Source organism: Paenibacillus terrae (genome assembly GCF_005217525.1).
GTDB classification, from domain to species: domain Bacteria; phylum Bacillota; class Bacilli; order Paenibacillales; family Paenibacillaceae; genus Paenibacillus; species Paenibacillus terrae_C.
In genome coordinates this window covers 201,543-215,070 of sequence record NZ_PNXQ01000016.1, presented here as the reverse complement: position 1 = coordinate 215,070, position 13,528 = coordinate 201,543, and the positions used below count along the sequence as shown (strand labels likewise).

11 protein-coding genes are annotated in these 13,528 nt (G+C 46.5%); 2 read left to right on the top strand and 9 right to left on the bottom strand.

The genetic code is table 11. The features are described 5' to 3' along the window. Position 1 precedes the first annotated feature (1 nt). Both C1I60_RS18570 and C1I60_RS18565 read left to right on the top strand, forming a co-directional pair. The gene (locus C1I60_RS18570; RefSeq protein WP_137063080.1) at positions 2 to 1,051 is read left to right on the top strand and encodes a zinc-dependent alcohol dehydrogenase; all 1,050 of its coding nucleotides are present in this window, start codon (positions 2 to 4) and stop codon (positions 1,049 to 1,051) included. 30 nt (positions 1,052 to 1,081) lie between these two features. Then, positions 1,082 to 1,810, top strand: a complete 729-nt coding sequence (locus C1I60_RS18565; protein ID WP_137063079.1) for an HAD family hydrolase — start codon at positions 1,082 to 1,084, stop codon at positions 1,808 to 1,810. 376 nt (positions 1,811 to 2,186) lie between these two features. Here C1I60_RS18565 and C1I60_RS18560 read toward each other — a convergent pair whose 3' ends face one another. The 9 genes from C1I60_RS18560 to C1I60_RS18520 form a co-directional block, all read right to left on the bottom strand. Further along, positions 2,187 to 3,782, bottom strand: a complete 1,596-nt coding sequence (locus C1I60_RS18560; RefSeq protein WP_137063078.1) for an alpha-amylase family glycosyl hydrolase — start codon at positions 3,780 to 3,782, stop codon at positions 2,187 to 2,189. 343 nt (positions 3,783 to 4,125) lie between these two features. Next, entirely contained in the window at positions 4,126 to 4,902 is a 777-nt protein-coding gene (locus tag C1I60_RS18555; RefSeq protein WP_137063077.1) for a class I SAM-dependent methyltransferase, read from the bottom strand. 532 nt (positions 4,903 to 5,434) lie between these two features. Next, the gene (locus C1I60_RS18550) at positions 5,435 to 6,448 is read right to left on the bottom strand and encodes a cation diffusion facilitator family transporter (protein ID WP_137063076.1); all 1,014 of its coding nucleotides are present in this window, start codon (positions 6,446 to 6,448) and stop codon (positions 5,435 to 5,437) included. A gap of 181 nt (positions 6,449 to 6,629) precedes the next feature. Beyond that, positions 6,630 to 7,223, bottom strand: a complete 594-nt coding sequence (locus tag C1I60_RS18545) for a DUF1349 domain-containing protein (protein ID WP_434784423.1) — start codon at positions 7,221 to 7,223, stop codon at positions 6,630 to 6,632. A gap of 174 nt (positions 7,224 to 7,397) precedes the next feature. After that, positions 7,398 to 8,258, bottom strand: coding sequence for a Cof-type HAD-IIB family hydrolase (locus C1I60_RS18540; RefSeq protein WP_137063074.1), 861 nt, complete (start codon positions 8,256 to 8,258; stop codon positions 7,398 to 7,400). A gap of 278 nt (positions 8,259 to 8,536) precedes the next feature. Beyond that, on the bottom strand, positions 8,537 to 9,133 hold the full coding sequence (locus C1I60_RS18535) for a DUF1349 domain-containing protein (protein ID WP_137063073.1): 597 nt from the start codon (positions 9,131 to 9,133) through the stop codon (positions 8,537 to 8,539). A gap of 318 nt (positions 9,134 to 9,451) precedes the next feature. Next, on the bottom strand, positions 9,452 to 11,290 hold the full coding sequence (locus C1I60_RS18530; protein ID WP_137063072.1) for an RICIN domain-containing protein: 1,839 nt from the start codon (positions 11,288 to 11,290) through the stop codon (positions 9,452 to 9,454). A gap of 98 nt (positions 11,291 to 11,388) precedes the next feature. Then, positions 11,389 to 12,723, bottom strand: a complete 1,335-nt coding sequence (locus C1I60_RS18525) for a glycoside hydrolase family 43 protein (RefSeq protein WP_137063071.1) — start codon at positions 12,721 to 12,723, stop codon at positions 11,389 to 11,391. 330 nt (positions 12,724 to 13,053) lie between these two features. Then, positions 13,054 to 13,404: a VOC family protein gene (locus C1I60_RS18520; protein ID WP_137063070.1), complete on the bottom strand. Its 351-nt coding sequence runs from the start codon at positions 13,402 to 13,404 to the stop codon at positions 13,054 to 13,056. Positions 13,405 to 13,528: the final 124 nt, after the last annotated feature.

Genomic DNA, 13,528 nt, shown 5'->3' with positions numbered 1-13,528 from the left:
TATGCTTGCACTGGTATACAAATCAGCTTGGGATGTCGCACTTGAGGAAAGACCTATCCCAGAGATTAAAAAAGATAACGATGTACTCGTCCGGATCAGGGCGACAGGCGTATGCGGTACGGATTTAGGCATCATCAGTGGCAAATATCATGCCGTGTCGTCCACTATCCTGGGCCACGAATCAGCGGGGGAAGTAATCGCTGTAGGATCAGCCGTTAGTTCAATGCAGCCCGGGGACCGGGTCGTGATTGATCCGACATACTACTGTGGTCAATGTGATATGTGCCGAACAGGAAGACAGAATCATTGCACACATAAATCCGTAACCGAGACCGGAGTCAGCGCCGACGGGACGTTCACCGATTATTATGTGACGGAGGATCGTTTTCTGTACAAGCTGAAGGATCATATCAGCTACGAAGAAGCAACACTGACCGAACCGCTAAGCTGTATGCTGACCGGAATCAACCAGATTCACCTGCTGCCGAACTTCACAACCATCATTCTTGGTGCAGGCCCAATTGGAATTCTGTACAGTTATGCTCTTGCTTCCAAAGGTGTCACAGGCTGCCTCGTTGACATCTCGGAAGAACGGCTCGCCATAGCTGATTCCGTGGCCCCTGATCGGTGGTCCGTACACGCCACAATGGAATCAGCCATTCATGAGCTGGCACCGCTAAAAAATCAGGTAGACATGATTGTGGATACCACAGGCGTGGTCGGTACACAGGTACTGTCCCAGCTTACGAGCGGCGGATATCTGATGCTGGTGGGACTGAGAGATGGGACAAGCACGTTCAATCCGAAAGAGGTAGTTGATCGTAGCCTCAAAATCATTGGCTCGATTGATTCCCTGGGAACGTTCTCCACGGCTCATTACCTGATTGAGCAGCAGATCGTTCCCGCCAAAAAAATCATTACCCACTCCTATCCGCTGGAAGACTACCGTGAGGCTTTTCTGACCCTCGGATGCAATATCAGCGAGCGGACACTTCAGCCTTCTTCACAGGCGATCAAGGTTGTGCTGCAATCGAACGGCTCCGGTAACTAAATCCGGATACTAACAAGGGGGAGAATGGACATGACAACCATTCATCATGATGCGCAGCCAAATAATGAATGCTTGGGAGACTCATTAGCGTCCGTTCCGGTCAAGGCGGTCATCTTCGATATGGACGGAGTGCTGGTAGACAGCGAACCGATTTATTTTGAGATCGAGCGCAGCTCCTTTGCCCATTTCGGTGCGTCTATGACGGAAAATGAGCACCACACCTATGTTGGAGTGACACTCGAATCCATGTGGCGCCAGGTGCTGGACAGACATCAGCTCACCAATACAGTGGAAGAGGCTCTGTCCTATCACCGGAAAAATGTGATGCAGACGATGATTGCACACGAGAGCCTTGTGGCAATTGACGGGTTGGAGCGGTGGCTGGACTGGCTGCAAGATAGAGGGATTCCAGTCGCGGTGGCCTCTTCCTCTCCACGGGAGCTGATTGATCTCATCATGGAAAAGACAAGGCTTGGCCGTTACTTCGATATTCGAATCACTGGAGAAGAAGTATCGCAGGGTAAGCCGGCACCGGACATCTTCCTATACGCCGCCGAGCAGCTTGGCATTGCCCCGGCCCATTGCATCGTTATTGAGGATTCACGGAACGGTGTCCAGGCAGCCAAGAGTGCGGGTATGCGCTGCATCGGCTTCCACAACCCCGGCTCGGGCCGGCAGGACCTGTCCAGAGCCGATCGCCGGATTCTCAGCTATAACGACCTGTGGGCAATTAAAGAAAGCCTGCCGTTCGAGGAGTAGCTGCCTGCCAAGACAAAAAATTAAATGTACGAGAAGGCTTATCCCCTTTATAATCATATGGAAGCGCCCGATCTTTAATATGGATGAGAGCATTAAATAACGCCCCTTGGACTACACACTGGAGAATGTCATTTATTCTGCCCTGTGTGTACTCTAACGGGCGCGCTTTACATTGAATTGGCCTAGTTGAATCGAATACGTTCCCCGTTCATTCCTCCGCGTAGTGTTGACATATAACTGCTCTCCTGACGTTCAATATCTTCTATTCGGATGCAGCAAAACTCATATAAAAAAATGGGGTGCTCTTAACACCCCAACATGGATTCGTCGATATATATCCGCTTCATTTGAACGGTAAGTTTGCGTATGTTCAGCTCTATCTGTCTTCTCCAGTAATCAGAGAACTGTAGGCAGGAATCGTGACCATTCCTTTCTTCACCTTCACATCCTTCGAGGTGGAGAAGACCACTTTCCACTTACCCTTATCCAAATCTTTCATCTGCAGGGTAACCGGCTCTCCAGACAGGTTATGATATACATACAATGTTTCTTTGCCTGAAGTGCGTTTAAATGCGGTCACGCTGGCAAAACCTGTTTGGATAGGTTGCAGACTGTCGCTGCGGAGAGCTTCATGTTCTTCCCTTAGACGGATGAGCGTGTGGTAGCTTTCCAGCAGGGAATCATCGTCCCGCAGCTGCGCTTCCACCGATACTTCGCCTGTGTTGTATTTGGGTTCCTCCCACGTCGTTTGACCAGGGCCAGCTCCCTTGTACCAGCGCATAGGCTCCCGCAGATACTCATCGGGCTTCTCTCCCTTCATGCCGATTTCTTCCCCGTAATAGAGGAACGGCTGACCCGGAAGCGTCAAAAGTATGGAAGCGGCCAGCTTAGCTTTTTGCACATCCCCTCCCAGCTCGCTCATGACACGAGTCTGGTCATGGTTGCTCAGGAACGGAGCATCGAGTGCCGCTTTATTGTACGATTTGTACAGTTTCAGCGTTTTCTCGGCAAATGTAGCGATACCCTGATCCCGGCCGTTTTTCACGGAATTCAAAATCGTTCCGCCCAGGTCAAAATTAAAGAGGGAGTGCAGCGGTCCGTAATAAGGAGCTATTGTCTCCGGTTTGTCCCATACCTCCCCCGCTAGATATACATTCGGATTTACCTTCTCCATCTCGGAACGGAACTCATTCCACCAGGCGATGTTTTTATCGGCCCCCTCCTTTGTCTGTCCTTTAAAAATGTGCATTGCCGCGTCGAGCCGGAACCCATCTGCACCTTGCTGTAGCCAATATTTTCCTACCTTGATCATTTCTTTGCGAACTTCGGGATTGTCGAAGTTCAAATCCGGCATCCCCGACCAGAACGTGCCGTAGAAATACCCTTCGCCATTCGGATTCTTATGCCATACCTGCTGACCCCACGAGCCCTTTTCTTCCAGATCTGTGTTCTCATCCGCCCATACGTAATAGTCGTGGTATTTGCTTTGCGGGTTGACGCTACCCTCTTTGAACCAAGGGTGCTCACTGCTCGAATGATTAATAACAAGGTCCATAATCACCTTGATGCCCTTTCGGTCCGCTTCTTTCATCAAGGTGCGGAAATCATTCAGATTCCCATACTGTGGATCGACCTGATAGTAGTCGGTTACATCGTATTTATGGTAGCTTGGAGACGGATTTAGGGGCATGAGCCAGAGGCCGCTGATCTGCAGATCCTTGCCCGAACGGGGGTTGCCGTCGTTTAAGTAATCAAGCTTTTGTGTAATTCCTTTCAAATCACCGTGTCCGTCTCCATTCGAATCATAAAAAGAATTAATATAAATTTCATAAAACACGCCGCTTCCAGTAGAAACCGGAGGCTTATGTCCGTTCATTTCCTGCTCTGCCATTGCACCTGAAGCGAACATCGTGAGCATTGGCACCGTTAACATGGCGGTGGACAATCTTCTTAAGCATTTGTTACGTGTCAAAACATACCAACTCCTTTGATTGTTATGGATGCGTCTTCATTATAAAGATAAAAAATCCAAGAAAGGGGGTATATTATTATCTATTTTGGTGGAAAATATCGCTCTTCCTGTTTTCTCTGTATTCAACTGCAAATGATGAGGTGGCATTTCGGAGTCATACAAGGAGATATCCATCCCAGAACGCTACTTTTAGACTACTTATGGTCATAATCAGAATCACTATAGAGTGCTATGAGAAGACTGAGTTGGCGATAAACCATAAAAAAAACACCCCCACAGCATTCCTGCTGTAGAGGGGTGCTTCCCTTTCAAGGTCAATCAAGTACATCCCTATATGTCCTACTTAAGTGTGTTCCTTGATGGCTACGATGCGCAATCGGCTGGTGTCGGCCATCCATTGACCTCCCTGGTCTATGGATGGCTTAACCTTTGCCTCAATGGCGCGGTAGATGGATACTTTGTCTGCGGGGGTGACGTCCAAGAAGAAATAATCGGCGAACTTGTCCAGCCAGCCCCGAACCCCAGTATCTGTCCTGAGCGGAGTGGGTCTGTCGAAGTGCTGAGCCAACGTGACACGGAAGCCGGCCTGCTCCAGCAGGCTGGCGTATTCTCCAATGGTAGGAAAATACCACGGATTCCTTCCAGCCCACGCATAACCATGCGCCTCAAGCGTCTGCTCCATGGCGGTTGTCAGAACGGCGACATTGCCGTTACCTGCGAATTCGGCAACGAATCGCCCACCCTCCCGGAGGGCCAGCCAGATAGAGCGAACGACAGCATCAGCATCCTTGATCCAGTGCAAAACCGCATGGGAGTACACAGCGTCAAAGGGGGTATCCGTCCGGTAATGACAAGCGTCTTCCACCTGAACATTCAGAAAAGGGTACTTCTGTCTGGCCCGCTTTACCATTTCCTCCGACAGGTCGAGACCTGTAGGTATTGCTCCGGCGGCTGCAATCTTGGCGGTCAAGTCCCCAGATCCGCAGCCCACATCTAGGATTCGCTCCCCGGGTCGGGGCTGAAGTAAGAACAAGGCCCCTCCTCCCAGCTCAGCTACTAAATTCAGCTTATCATCATACGTTCCCGAGTTCCATTCATTGGTAAAGGGTTCGCTGCACATTGTCTCAGTCTCCTTTTTGCATGAATATTATAAAGACTTTGCAGATATATGTTATCTACAAATAATCAAATCGTGGATCTTCACTGCCACAGCATTCAGAACAGTAAGCAGTGCCTTCCATTGCATGAATGATGTGCAGAAAAGAAATATCCACTTTCTTCCCTTCAACCGATACCTCCGTTGGCACCCGGATCCGACTCGATCAGTTCAGTTTTCACCAGCAGCGTGAGTATTTTCGATAGTTATGTGGGAGATAGACCCTGATTGATGGCAATCAATCAAAGACTTTATGTGTCCATGATAACTATAATGTTATCAAACTGTCAAGAAGCTTTTCGATGACGTCGCTTGACAAGCGTTCCGGATGTCAGAGCGGAATCGGTACACATTCACATTTCTTATTATTCCCGGTTGCTTAGGTCCACGCGTGGCGCACAGGGATCTCCCGCATTATCCTTTTGCGCATAGGTTCCTCGCCGCTTGTAATCAGCAGAAGAGATCCACATCACGTAGATCTCTTCTGAATTTCTTGCTAATGATGTTCAATATGACACGGGATTCCCGGTCTATCCATCTGTATTGTAATATGCTTGATCTTGTATTCCTCTTTCAACAACCCCTGTGCCCGTTCCATTACAACACTGCTGTACATTGGATCTTGGATGATGATATGGCAACTCAGCAATGGAACATCCGATGATAACGCCCATACATGAAGGTCATGCACTTCAACAACATGCTCAAGATCAAGCAGGGATTGCTTAATTTGATCTGTGTTCATATTCAGGGGTGTACCTTCCATCAGAATATGAATGGAGTCCCGAGTCACCCGATAAGCACTGATGATCACCAGAACCGCCACCAAAATACTGGCGATCGAATCAGCCAAATTCCAGCCAAAGAACATAATCAGCAATGCAGCCACAATCGCACCTACAGAGCCTAACAAATCCCCTATTACATGTAAAAAGGCACTGCGAATATTGAGATTTTCAGATGTATCTCCTCTCATAAGGATAAAAGCAGCAGCTATATTGACAACCAAGCCAAGCACTGCGATTATCAGCATTCCTGAAGTCATGATTCCAGGCGGGTCAGAAAGCCGTTCGAAAGCTTCCCAGAAAATATAAATCGATATCAGAGCAAGTGCTAAGCCATTAATAAAAGCAGCCAGTACTTCAAATCGTTTGTAGCCAAACGTCTTTGACTTGCTCGCTTGCCGTTGTCCCCAGGTCATCGCCAAATAACTTAACCCCAATGCACCCGCATCACTCAACATATGCCCAGCATCAGATAACAGCGCTAGGCTGTTAGTCAGTAATCCACCAATAAACTCTATGATCATATAACCGGCAATTAAAAAGAATGATAACTTCAAAGCATTTTTGTTCGCTCCATGTCCATGAGAATGCCCGTGGCTATGGGAATGCCCATGCCCGTGAGCATGTGAATGCTCACTGCCTTTAGAATGATTATGTTGAGGATGTTGGTTGCAGTCATGTTCGCATGCCGTATTATGGTGGTGTGTGTGACTTTTCTTACTCATCTACCTGCCCTCTCTTCTATAAAATTCTGATGACTTGCAAATTAAACTAATATATGATCACTTATTCATATATTATAAGTAATACAAATGTAGTCTGCAAGAAAAATGTTGAGGATCTGCCTTTGGATATATAGACATTGATACTAAAAAGCTTGAGGAATTGTCCTCAAGCTTTTCAACTCTACTTCTTGACTGGAGGGTCTACATGCAAATCGTGATCAGCTTCGGTGAAAGCCCAGCGGGTAAAAGTAACCTCCAGGCCGTCTCGGGTCGGCGAACAAGCAAAGGGACCTGCTTGATTACCGGAAGCGTACGGGAAACGGGCCACACGAATGGTTCGCCATCCGTGGTGCTCAGTGCGTGCCCGAATAATCACGGCATCCTTCATAATGGAAGCACGAATGGTAACCTCTTCCCCCTTCCATTCCGGTACAGCAGCCAAAGACCAATCGGAATAACCGTCCGTTACTACTGCGGCCAGTTGAGGAACTCCATCGTTGATTTCAATTCCTATTTTAATCCACTGCGCTGGTCCGTGATATAATAAAATACCTGCTTGATCATAAAGCTCTGTAAAGGATGTCAGCAGAAATGACACCTCCACCGCGTTGTCTGTTTGCCAGTCAGCTAACAGAGCAGCACCATCCTCATATTCGAAACCGTATAATGTCTTTTTCCAAAAATCCCTTCCCTTTTCCGGTACAACCTTCAGATGATTGCCCTCTTGCCGGACTGACAAAGGCTGGTTGATCCAATTGCCTGTCTCCCAATTCATTATGTTTTTGATCACGTGCTAACTCCTCCTTTTAGGAAGGGTCTGATCGACATACACCAGCAATTCCATCCCCTTCCATATCTCGATTGTATCATAAATAACTAGCAATTACGGAGTATAGGCGCCTGTCCTTGTCCCAATTTTACATAATCGCCTCCAAAGAGGAAAACACAGTTATGATTCAGATATCAAACCGTATTTTACAAAGCTTTTATATAGTCCGTCTTCCTCAACGTGGTCAGTAATATCATCTGCAATTTCCATCAAACCCGGATTTGCATTGCCCATAGCAATGCCTACGGCGCAATATTCGAGCATCTCGGCATCGTTCATTCCATCTCCAATGGCAATCGTCTGTTCCTGGGGCAGGCTCAAATGATTCAGCAAATCAGCAATGGCGATTGCCTTGTGAATACCAGGAATCATCATTTCTCCACTGTCCTTCCCAAAGATCGGGACGGTGCACTGGATGACCTCAAATCTTCCCTGGAATTCTCCCTTAATAAATTCAAAGGGTACAGCGCTTTCCAGAAAGCAGACCTTATTTACATCGTCTTTATACAAATCAGTCTCTCCATATGTCAAACCCGCGATAAATGGATGGGGGAAACGCTCCATTTTATCTCTGGCCACAGAGTCGTTCTCAACATCTCCATAGATCCGTCTTTCCAGATGAGGTTTTAAATTCTGGCTAGCATAGAGAGCCGAATTGGACTCCAGATAAAAATCAATTCCATGTGTATTAAAGAAATCCACCATATGCCGAACATCCTCAGGCGTGACTTTTTTATGATAAAGAATCTCATCTCCAGATTCTACATATCCCCCTCCTGCTCCAATAAGACCATCAAATCCGATATCCCAAATAGCGTCGTAGATTTCAGCTTTCGAACGACCTGTGCACAGATAAAGCAGATGGCCATTCTCGCGTGCTATTTTGCAGGCTTTTTGTGCCGATTCAGGCACCATACCGTCATCACCGACAAGTGTACCGTCAATGTCGATAAACACAATTTTTTGAGTAGCTCTATTCATTACAATTCTGTCTCCCTTGTTTAAACGAATGATGTTTTATGAGATGATTGTTGTTATGTTCTACAATTACACTGTAATTTGTGTAACGCATTACATGTCAAGTCTCTTTTGATCTGCCGATGGCATCATCATTATGTTCTTTGGTTCAGCATAATCATACTTTCCTGCTGTTTCTAAGCAGTGGAATGTCCTCTCTATGTCCAGCAAATCCTGAAGCTTGGAGAAGAAACTTATTCTTGAAAACAAAAAAGCCGCCAATATGGCGACTTCTTAAATGCCTAAAACCTGCTATCCTCATTGGGAATCGTTAAGTTTAAATATTTAAAATTGACCCGGCAACCTGATCCCATCGGTGATTGGGCTAGTGCACCCGCTATAAACGGATCAGTAATTTCCATTCCAAAGTAGCGGACTAACTTCCAATCCTCACCATCAGGCGAATAGTAAAAAGATATAATCTTCCCAATCTTCGTGATCCTTAAATGCGGGTTATCAACCACAACACGCTCAGAATTACAATCATCGGAGGAGCCATTCTTAGTTACAACAGACACAATCGTAGCATCATTGCCGTTAAATTCATAACATAGTTTAGCCCAATTGTCCTCGTCAGACATCAACATCAAACATCCTGAATCATAAAGATGACGCATGTCTACCTGAAGCTGTGTCGTAAGCTGAAATGATGAATCAACCTGAAGATGTAGAAAAGGAGCCGAATGGGCTACATGTTTTCCCCCAGGATCCTTGAAAAAATCAACCTTAGCCGGTGCATCAATGATCAATCTATCTTCTTCGGTGTACTCCCAGTGCTCAGGTTCATTCATCCATCTTAATTTTCCCCTTACATTTGGTTGAAATAAATTATTATTCATATAAATTTCCCTCCATTTAAATAAATTTCAATTATTATGCAAATCGAATACTAGTACACAATAAACACTTCTTATATATAAATATAATGTCATTATACTCGCATGAGTTTCGCCTATAAATATAATATTATTGCAAAATGATATAACAATAAGGAAGTAAATTTTGAAAACAAAAAGCCGCCAATATGGCGACTTCTTATGCGTACGTGTTCATATCCCCTGACAACATCTTTTGATTTCCAGGTTCATATTTTTGGCTGACAAAATTAGTATAATGCACATATACCGTAAAAAAGTGAACTCGACACTTGATGAATGCTAATTTATTTTCACGAGATTCCATTGCTGATTGGAGCCCCCATTATCGGACCATTGAATGACTGCCGCACCTGCGGTTACAGCCCCCTGATTCACATCCATCGTCAGGCCACTATTGCGGTTAACCAGAACAAGATAGCCCCCGACGTCCACAGGCATCCATTGCTGGTTATAATTTCCGTTATCCTGCCACTGGATCAGGGAGGCGCCCCCTTGAGTGGAGCTTTGGTTCACATCCAGCAGCAAGCCACTACCGACGTTCCGAAGCTTGTAAAAACCTTTTCCTGTCGCTTCCAGCTTCCATTGCTGGTTGGTTCCTCCGTTATCATTCCACTGGACGATCGATGCGCCGTCCGTGGTCGAAGCTCCGTTCACATCCAATGCAAGACCGCTCTTGCGGTTGACCAGTTTATAGATGACACTGGAGTCATATCCTTTGCTGCCTGTGTAAGCCATGCCGGATATAACGTAGGTGGTAACCGAACCCGCTTTTGCTGTGACCGTTAACTTTTTGTCCTGTACCGCGATGTTCGCCAGTGTCTTGAGATTCTCGCTGGAGGATGTTCGGAACATCTGGGCAGACGTGCCTGTCGAAGTAAAGCGGCTCAGATCATACGTAACGGTCGTATCTGTGGATTCCGAATTGGTGGTTACCAGAACTAGCTTGCCTGAAGCTGCATCGTAAGCGGCAAGTGTATTGGCGTCACTCATACCGATGATCTTGTACCCCGGACGAATGAACTTACTATAATTGCCCATCACATAATATTTCTGATTCACAGTGTAGCTGGTCGTCTGTGTGTCATTAAGTACGTTCTTGAAAAATCCCCATCCCTCAGCACTGTCAACTGCCTGCCAGTAAACCCAAGCACTTGCGCCCATATTGCGCATGTCCTTCAGGATCGTCCGCGACATCGTCAGTCCACTGGCGTCCCCGTCCCCGTACTCGGAAGTCCATAGATGTTTGTTGTCCGAGGTGGCCGCATTGCGAAGGGCCGTTCGGTTGCTCCCCCCATACGTATGGGTATTGATCTGCGCGATGGCCGACTTCACAGCCGGGCTGTATCCGGCAAAGGAACTGGTTGAGTCCTCCAAATTGTATTCCTCCGGTGCACTCAGCCTGGTAGATAACCCTTTGGCCGTGAGAGAAGATTGTACTTGGCCCAGTATAGCATTCTGCTCTGCTCGATCAAAATGCATTCCCTCCTGGTCATTACCGAGCTTCCACCATGTCGAGATCGGTTCATTAAGCGGAGTCAATGTATCAAAAGATATCCCCCATTCGTCGTGAAAGTGCTTAACGACCTCTGTGAGATAATCGGCAAAATCATCATAATATTCCGGCTTGAGATTGTTAACGCCATTGGCAGCTCCCGATACACTACCGCTGATCGTCATCCAGTAGGGAGCCGAGTTCGCAAACGCTTCGAAGACGTTGACCCCGTAGGATTTGGCTGCCTGAAGCATGTATCTTTGGTTGGCGTCTGCATTCCAGTCATATCCCCCTTGCGAAGGCTGATAGCCCGGAACAGCCTTTCGGTACTCCAGGTATTGGGATGACGGATTTTCTCCCCCTCCAATGTTATAACGGATGACGTTCAAGCCGAGTCCATTCGTTGGGCTGAACATTTTTTCCGCATACTCATCCCGATTGGAATATGAGCCTACCACCTTCCCCCACCACGCAAGCGAAGTCCCCCAGCCTTCAATGGTCTGATACTGCTGTGAGGGATCAACCACGGCTGTATCAGACCCTGCGGCGGACGTTTTCGTTCCGAGGATGCTCAGAACCAGACTGCCTGCCATCAGCAAGGCAATTATTCGCTTGAACCAATTCATTGCGTTCACTCCTTTATGGATTTGAAATAGGTATAAAGTAAATGGGGGTACATGCTCCCCTTACAACTTCAATGGTGTACAAGACTGTGCCTGCCCCATTATTCCGCGGTCTCCTTGAAAGTAGCATCCGATTTGTCGATCGTCGTAACGATCGGGTCCAAACGGAGCAGCTTATCGTAATGTCTCAGGTATCGGTCAGGATAATTGTATGATGCGTACGACGTCCAGGCCGAATTAGCAAGCCCATCCTTGCGTCGAAACGTGGCATCCGTTGTGAAGGCCCGGCTACCATCATTTTTTTCTAGGTAGATCAGATCGTTTTTATGGCGTAGATAATATCCTGGGAAGTTGACAGACTCGAATGAGATGGCAGAAGTATCCGCAAGGCCTGGAACGATTCTAAATTTCGAATCTTCCACAGGGCTGACATTCTCATCAATCCGTGCCTGATAGTTGTAATGTCGGATATAATTGCCCTGCATATTGTAAGACTCCAGCGCTCGGACGTCACCCGGCTGCCCGGTTTCTTTTAACACGGTCATGTGTCGGACTAATCCGGTCAAACCTGGGAGTTCCTTTTTCACAGTCCATGTCTTGAACCCATCAGAAGAGTCGCTGTAGTAATATTTTTGCGTGGAATAACCGTCAAAATAGATGCGCCATGTTCCGTTGTCTAGCTGGACCAGTGCAGGACCTTCTACCCAAGCCCCCCAGTTTGCCCAGTCTCCGGTGCCCTGGAAAGTATAAGGGCCAGTTAGAGAGGGCGCTATGGCATATTCGATGTATTTGGTTGTTTCGTTCTTTGTAAACGCATGATAAGTTGATCCGGTCTTAACGATGAAAGTGTCGATGTAATTTGGGGCAATGCCTGCAAGCTCGACCGGAGCCGACCAGGCCGTAGAAGCAAGATTGCTGTTTGCTGCCGTAATGGCATAAGGTCTGAAGTTTTGATAGTTACCCGGCGATAGGGACACGATGACATTCAAGCTGCCATTATTGTCCACGAACCATTCGGGAGCCCAGGTGTGGGCGATTCCGCTAGGCAAGGATAATGGGATGTTGCGGACAAAATTCCAGTTCACCTTATCCGGGCTTGACGCTATGCCGATCGTATTGCCGGACCAGTTCGTGGTGTAGACCACGTAATACAGGCCATCCGTGTGCTTTATGATGCTGGGATCGCGGATTAGGCCCTCCGGTGGGGTGTATGCAGAGTCTTTAAGGAGGCCATAATTCGTGGCATTATAGGATTGGTAGATATACAGATTGGACTCGCTGCTATTGGTAAAAGCCGAGATGGTATAAACACTTGTTGCTGCACTCGCTGTATTTGGGCTTAGAATGCCGCACAGAATCATTGCTGTAAGAAATACGATGAATACCGACTCGCATGCTTTCAATAACCATGTGCGTTCTTTCATAAAGGTACACATATAGCTCTCTCCTTTACGCTAGATGATGGCCAGCTTTGGTTTCCAACGCTTCACTTCCTGAGATTCTAACATGTGATCATATGACATACCCTCCTTTTAAAGAACGGAATTTTATAGAAATGTAAGCGATTGCATAATTATTGTTATTAGGCCTCTGTCTGGCTCACACTATCCAAGAAGACTGAATTTGGTGATTGCACCTGTTTTTTTTGCAGTTATATGAAGATCTGTTTGATAGTACGTCGGCAAGAAGTTTGGAGACTCTGACTGGCTAACAAACGACACAATACTTCAATTATTGTATACTAGGAGGGCTTACCATTTATTCATTTAACACTTGCATACCATCAACAGATTTCCGTCAGGATCCTGAAAGTTAAACCATTGGTCATGCTCTATGGTTGTCGTTATATTTACATGTTTAGATTGCATAAATGCATAGGCTTCTTCAATATTATGAGTATCAAAATGAAATGCCGGCGTTTTAAACGTATGGTTCTTGGCATAGATTTTGCTGTCCAGCACAATACGTGTTCCATTCATCGGAACGATGTACAAATGTCCAAATAAAATCTCTCCATCCGCAGGCAATCCCAATATCTCGCAGTACCAATCGCGCGCTTTTTCAATGTCATTGACAGGGATAAACACAGTACCAATTTGATTTAAAATGGGATTCATGCAAGTCTCTCCTTTTCGATAAACTCGTCTTTGGTTACGCTTATGATACCCCATATTGTGGAATTTGCAAAAGTTTGTTTTCGAGCAGTATAACTGAAAATAGCCCCAGGCAAGATTATCCTGC

Bases quoted from the DNA above. Each gene is read 5' to 3' on its own strand.
- C1I60_RS18570 (WP_137063080.1), top strand. From the start codon at position 2: ATGCTTGCACTGGTATACAAATCAGCTTGGGATGTCGCACTTGAGGAA.
- C1I60_RS18565 (WP_137063079.1), top strand. From the start codon at position 1,082: ATGACAACCATTCATCATGATGCGCAGCCAAATAATGAATGCTTGGGA.
- C1I60_RS18555 (WP_137063077.1), bottom strand. From the start codon at position 4,902: ATGTGCAGCGAACCCTTTACCAATGAATGGAACTCGGGAACGTATGAT.
- C1I60_RS18550 (WP_137063076.1), bottom strand. From the start codon at position 6,448: ATGAGTAAGAAAAGTCACACACACCACCATAATACGGCATGCGAACAT.
- C1I60_RS18545 (WP_434784423.1), bottom strand. From the start codon at position 7,223: ATGAATTGGGAGACAGGCAATTGGATCAACCAGCCTTTGTCAGTCCGG.
- C1I60_RS18540 (WP_137063074.1), bottom strand. From the start codon at position 8,258: ATGAATAGAGCTACTCAAAAAATTGTGTTTATCGACATTGACGGTACA.
- C1I60_RS18535 (WP_137063073.1), bottom strand. From the start codon at position 9,133: ATGAATAATAATTTATTTCAACCAAATGTAAGGGGAAAATTAAGATGG.
- C1I60_RS18530 (WP_137063072.1), bottom strand. From the start codon at position 11,290: ATGAATTGGTTCAAGCGAATAATTGCCTTGCTGATGGCAGGCAGTCTG.
- C1I60_RS18525 (WP_137063071.1), bottom strand. From the start codon at position 12,723: ATGTGTACCTTTATGAAAGAACGCACATGGTTATTGAAAGCATGCGAG.
- C1I60_RS18520 (WP_137063070.1), bottom strand. From the start codon at position 13,404: ATGAATCCCATTTTAAATCAAATTGGTACTGTGTTTATCCCTGTCAAT.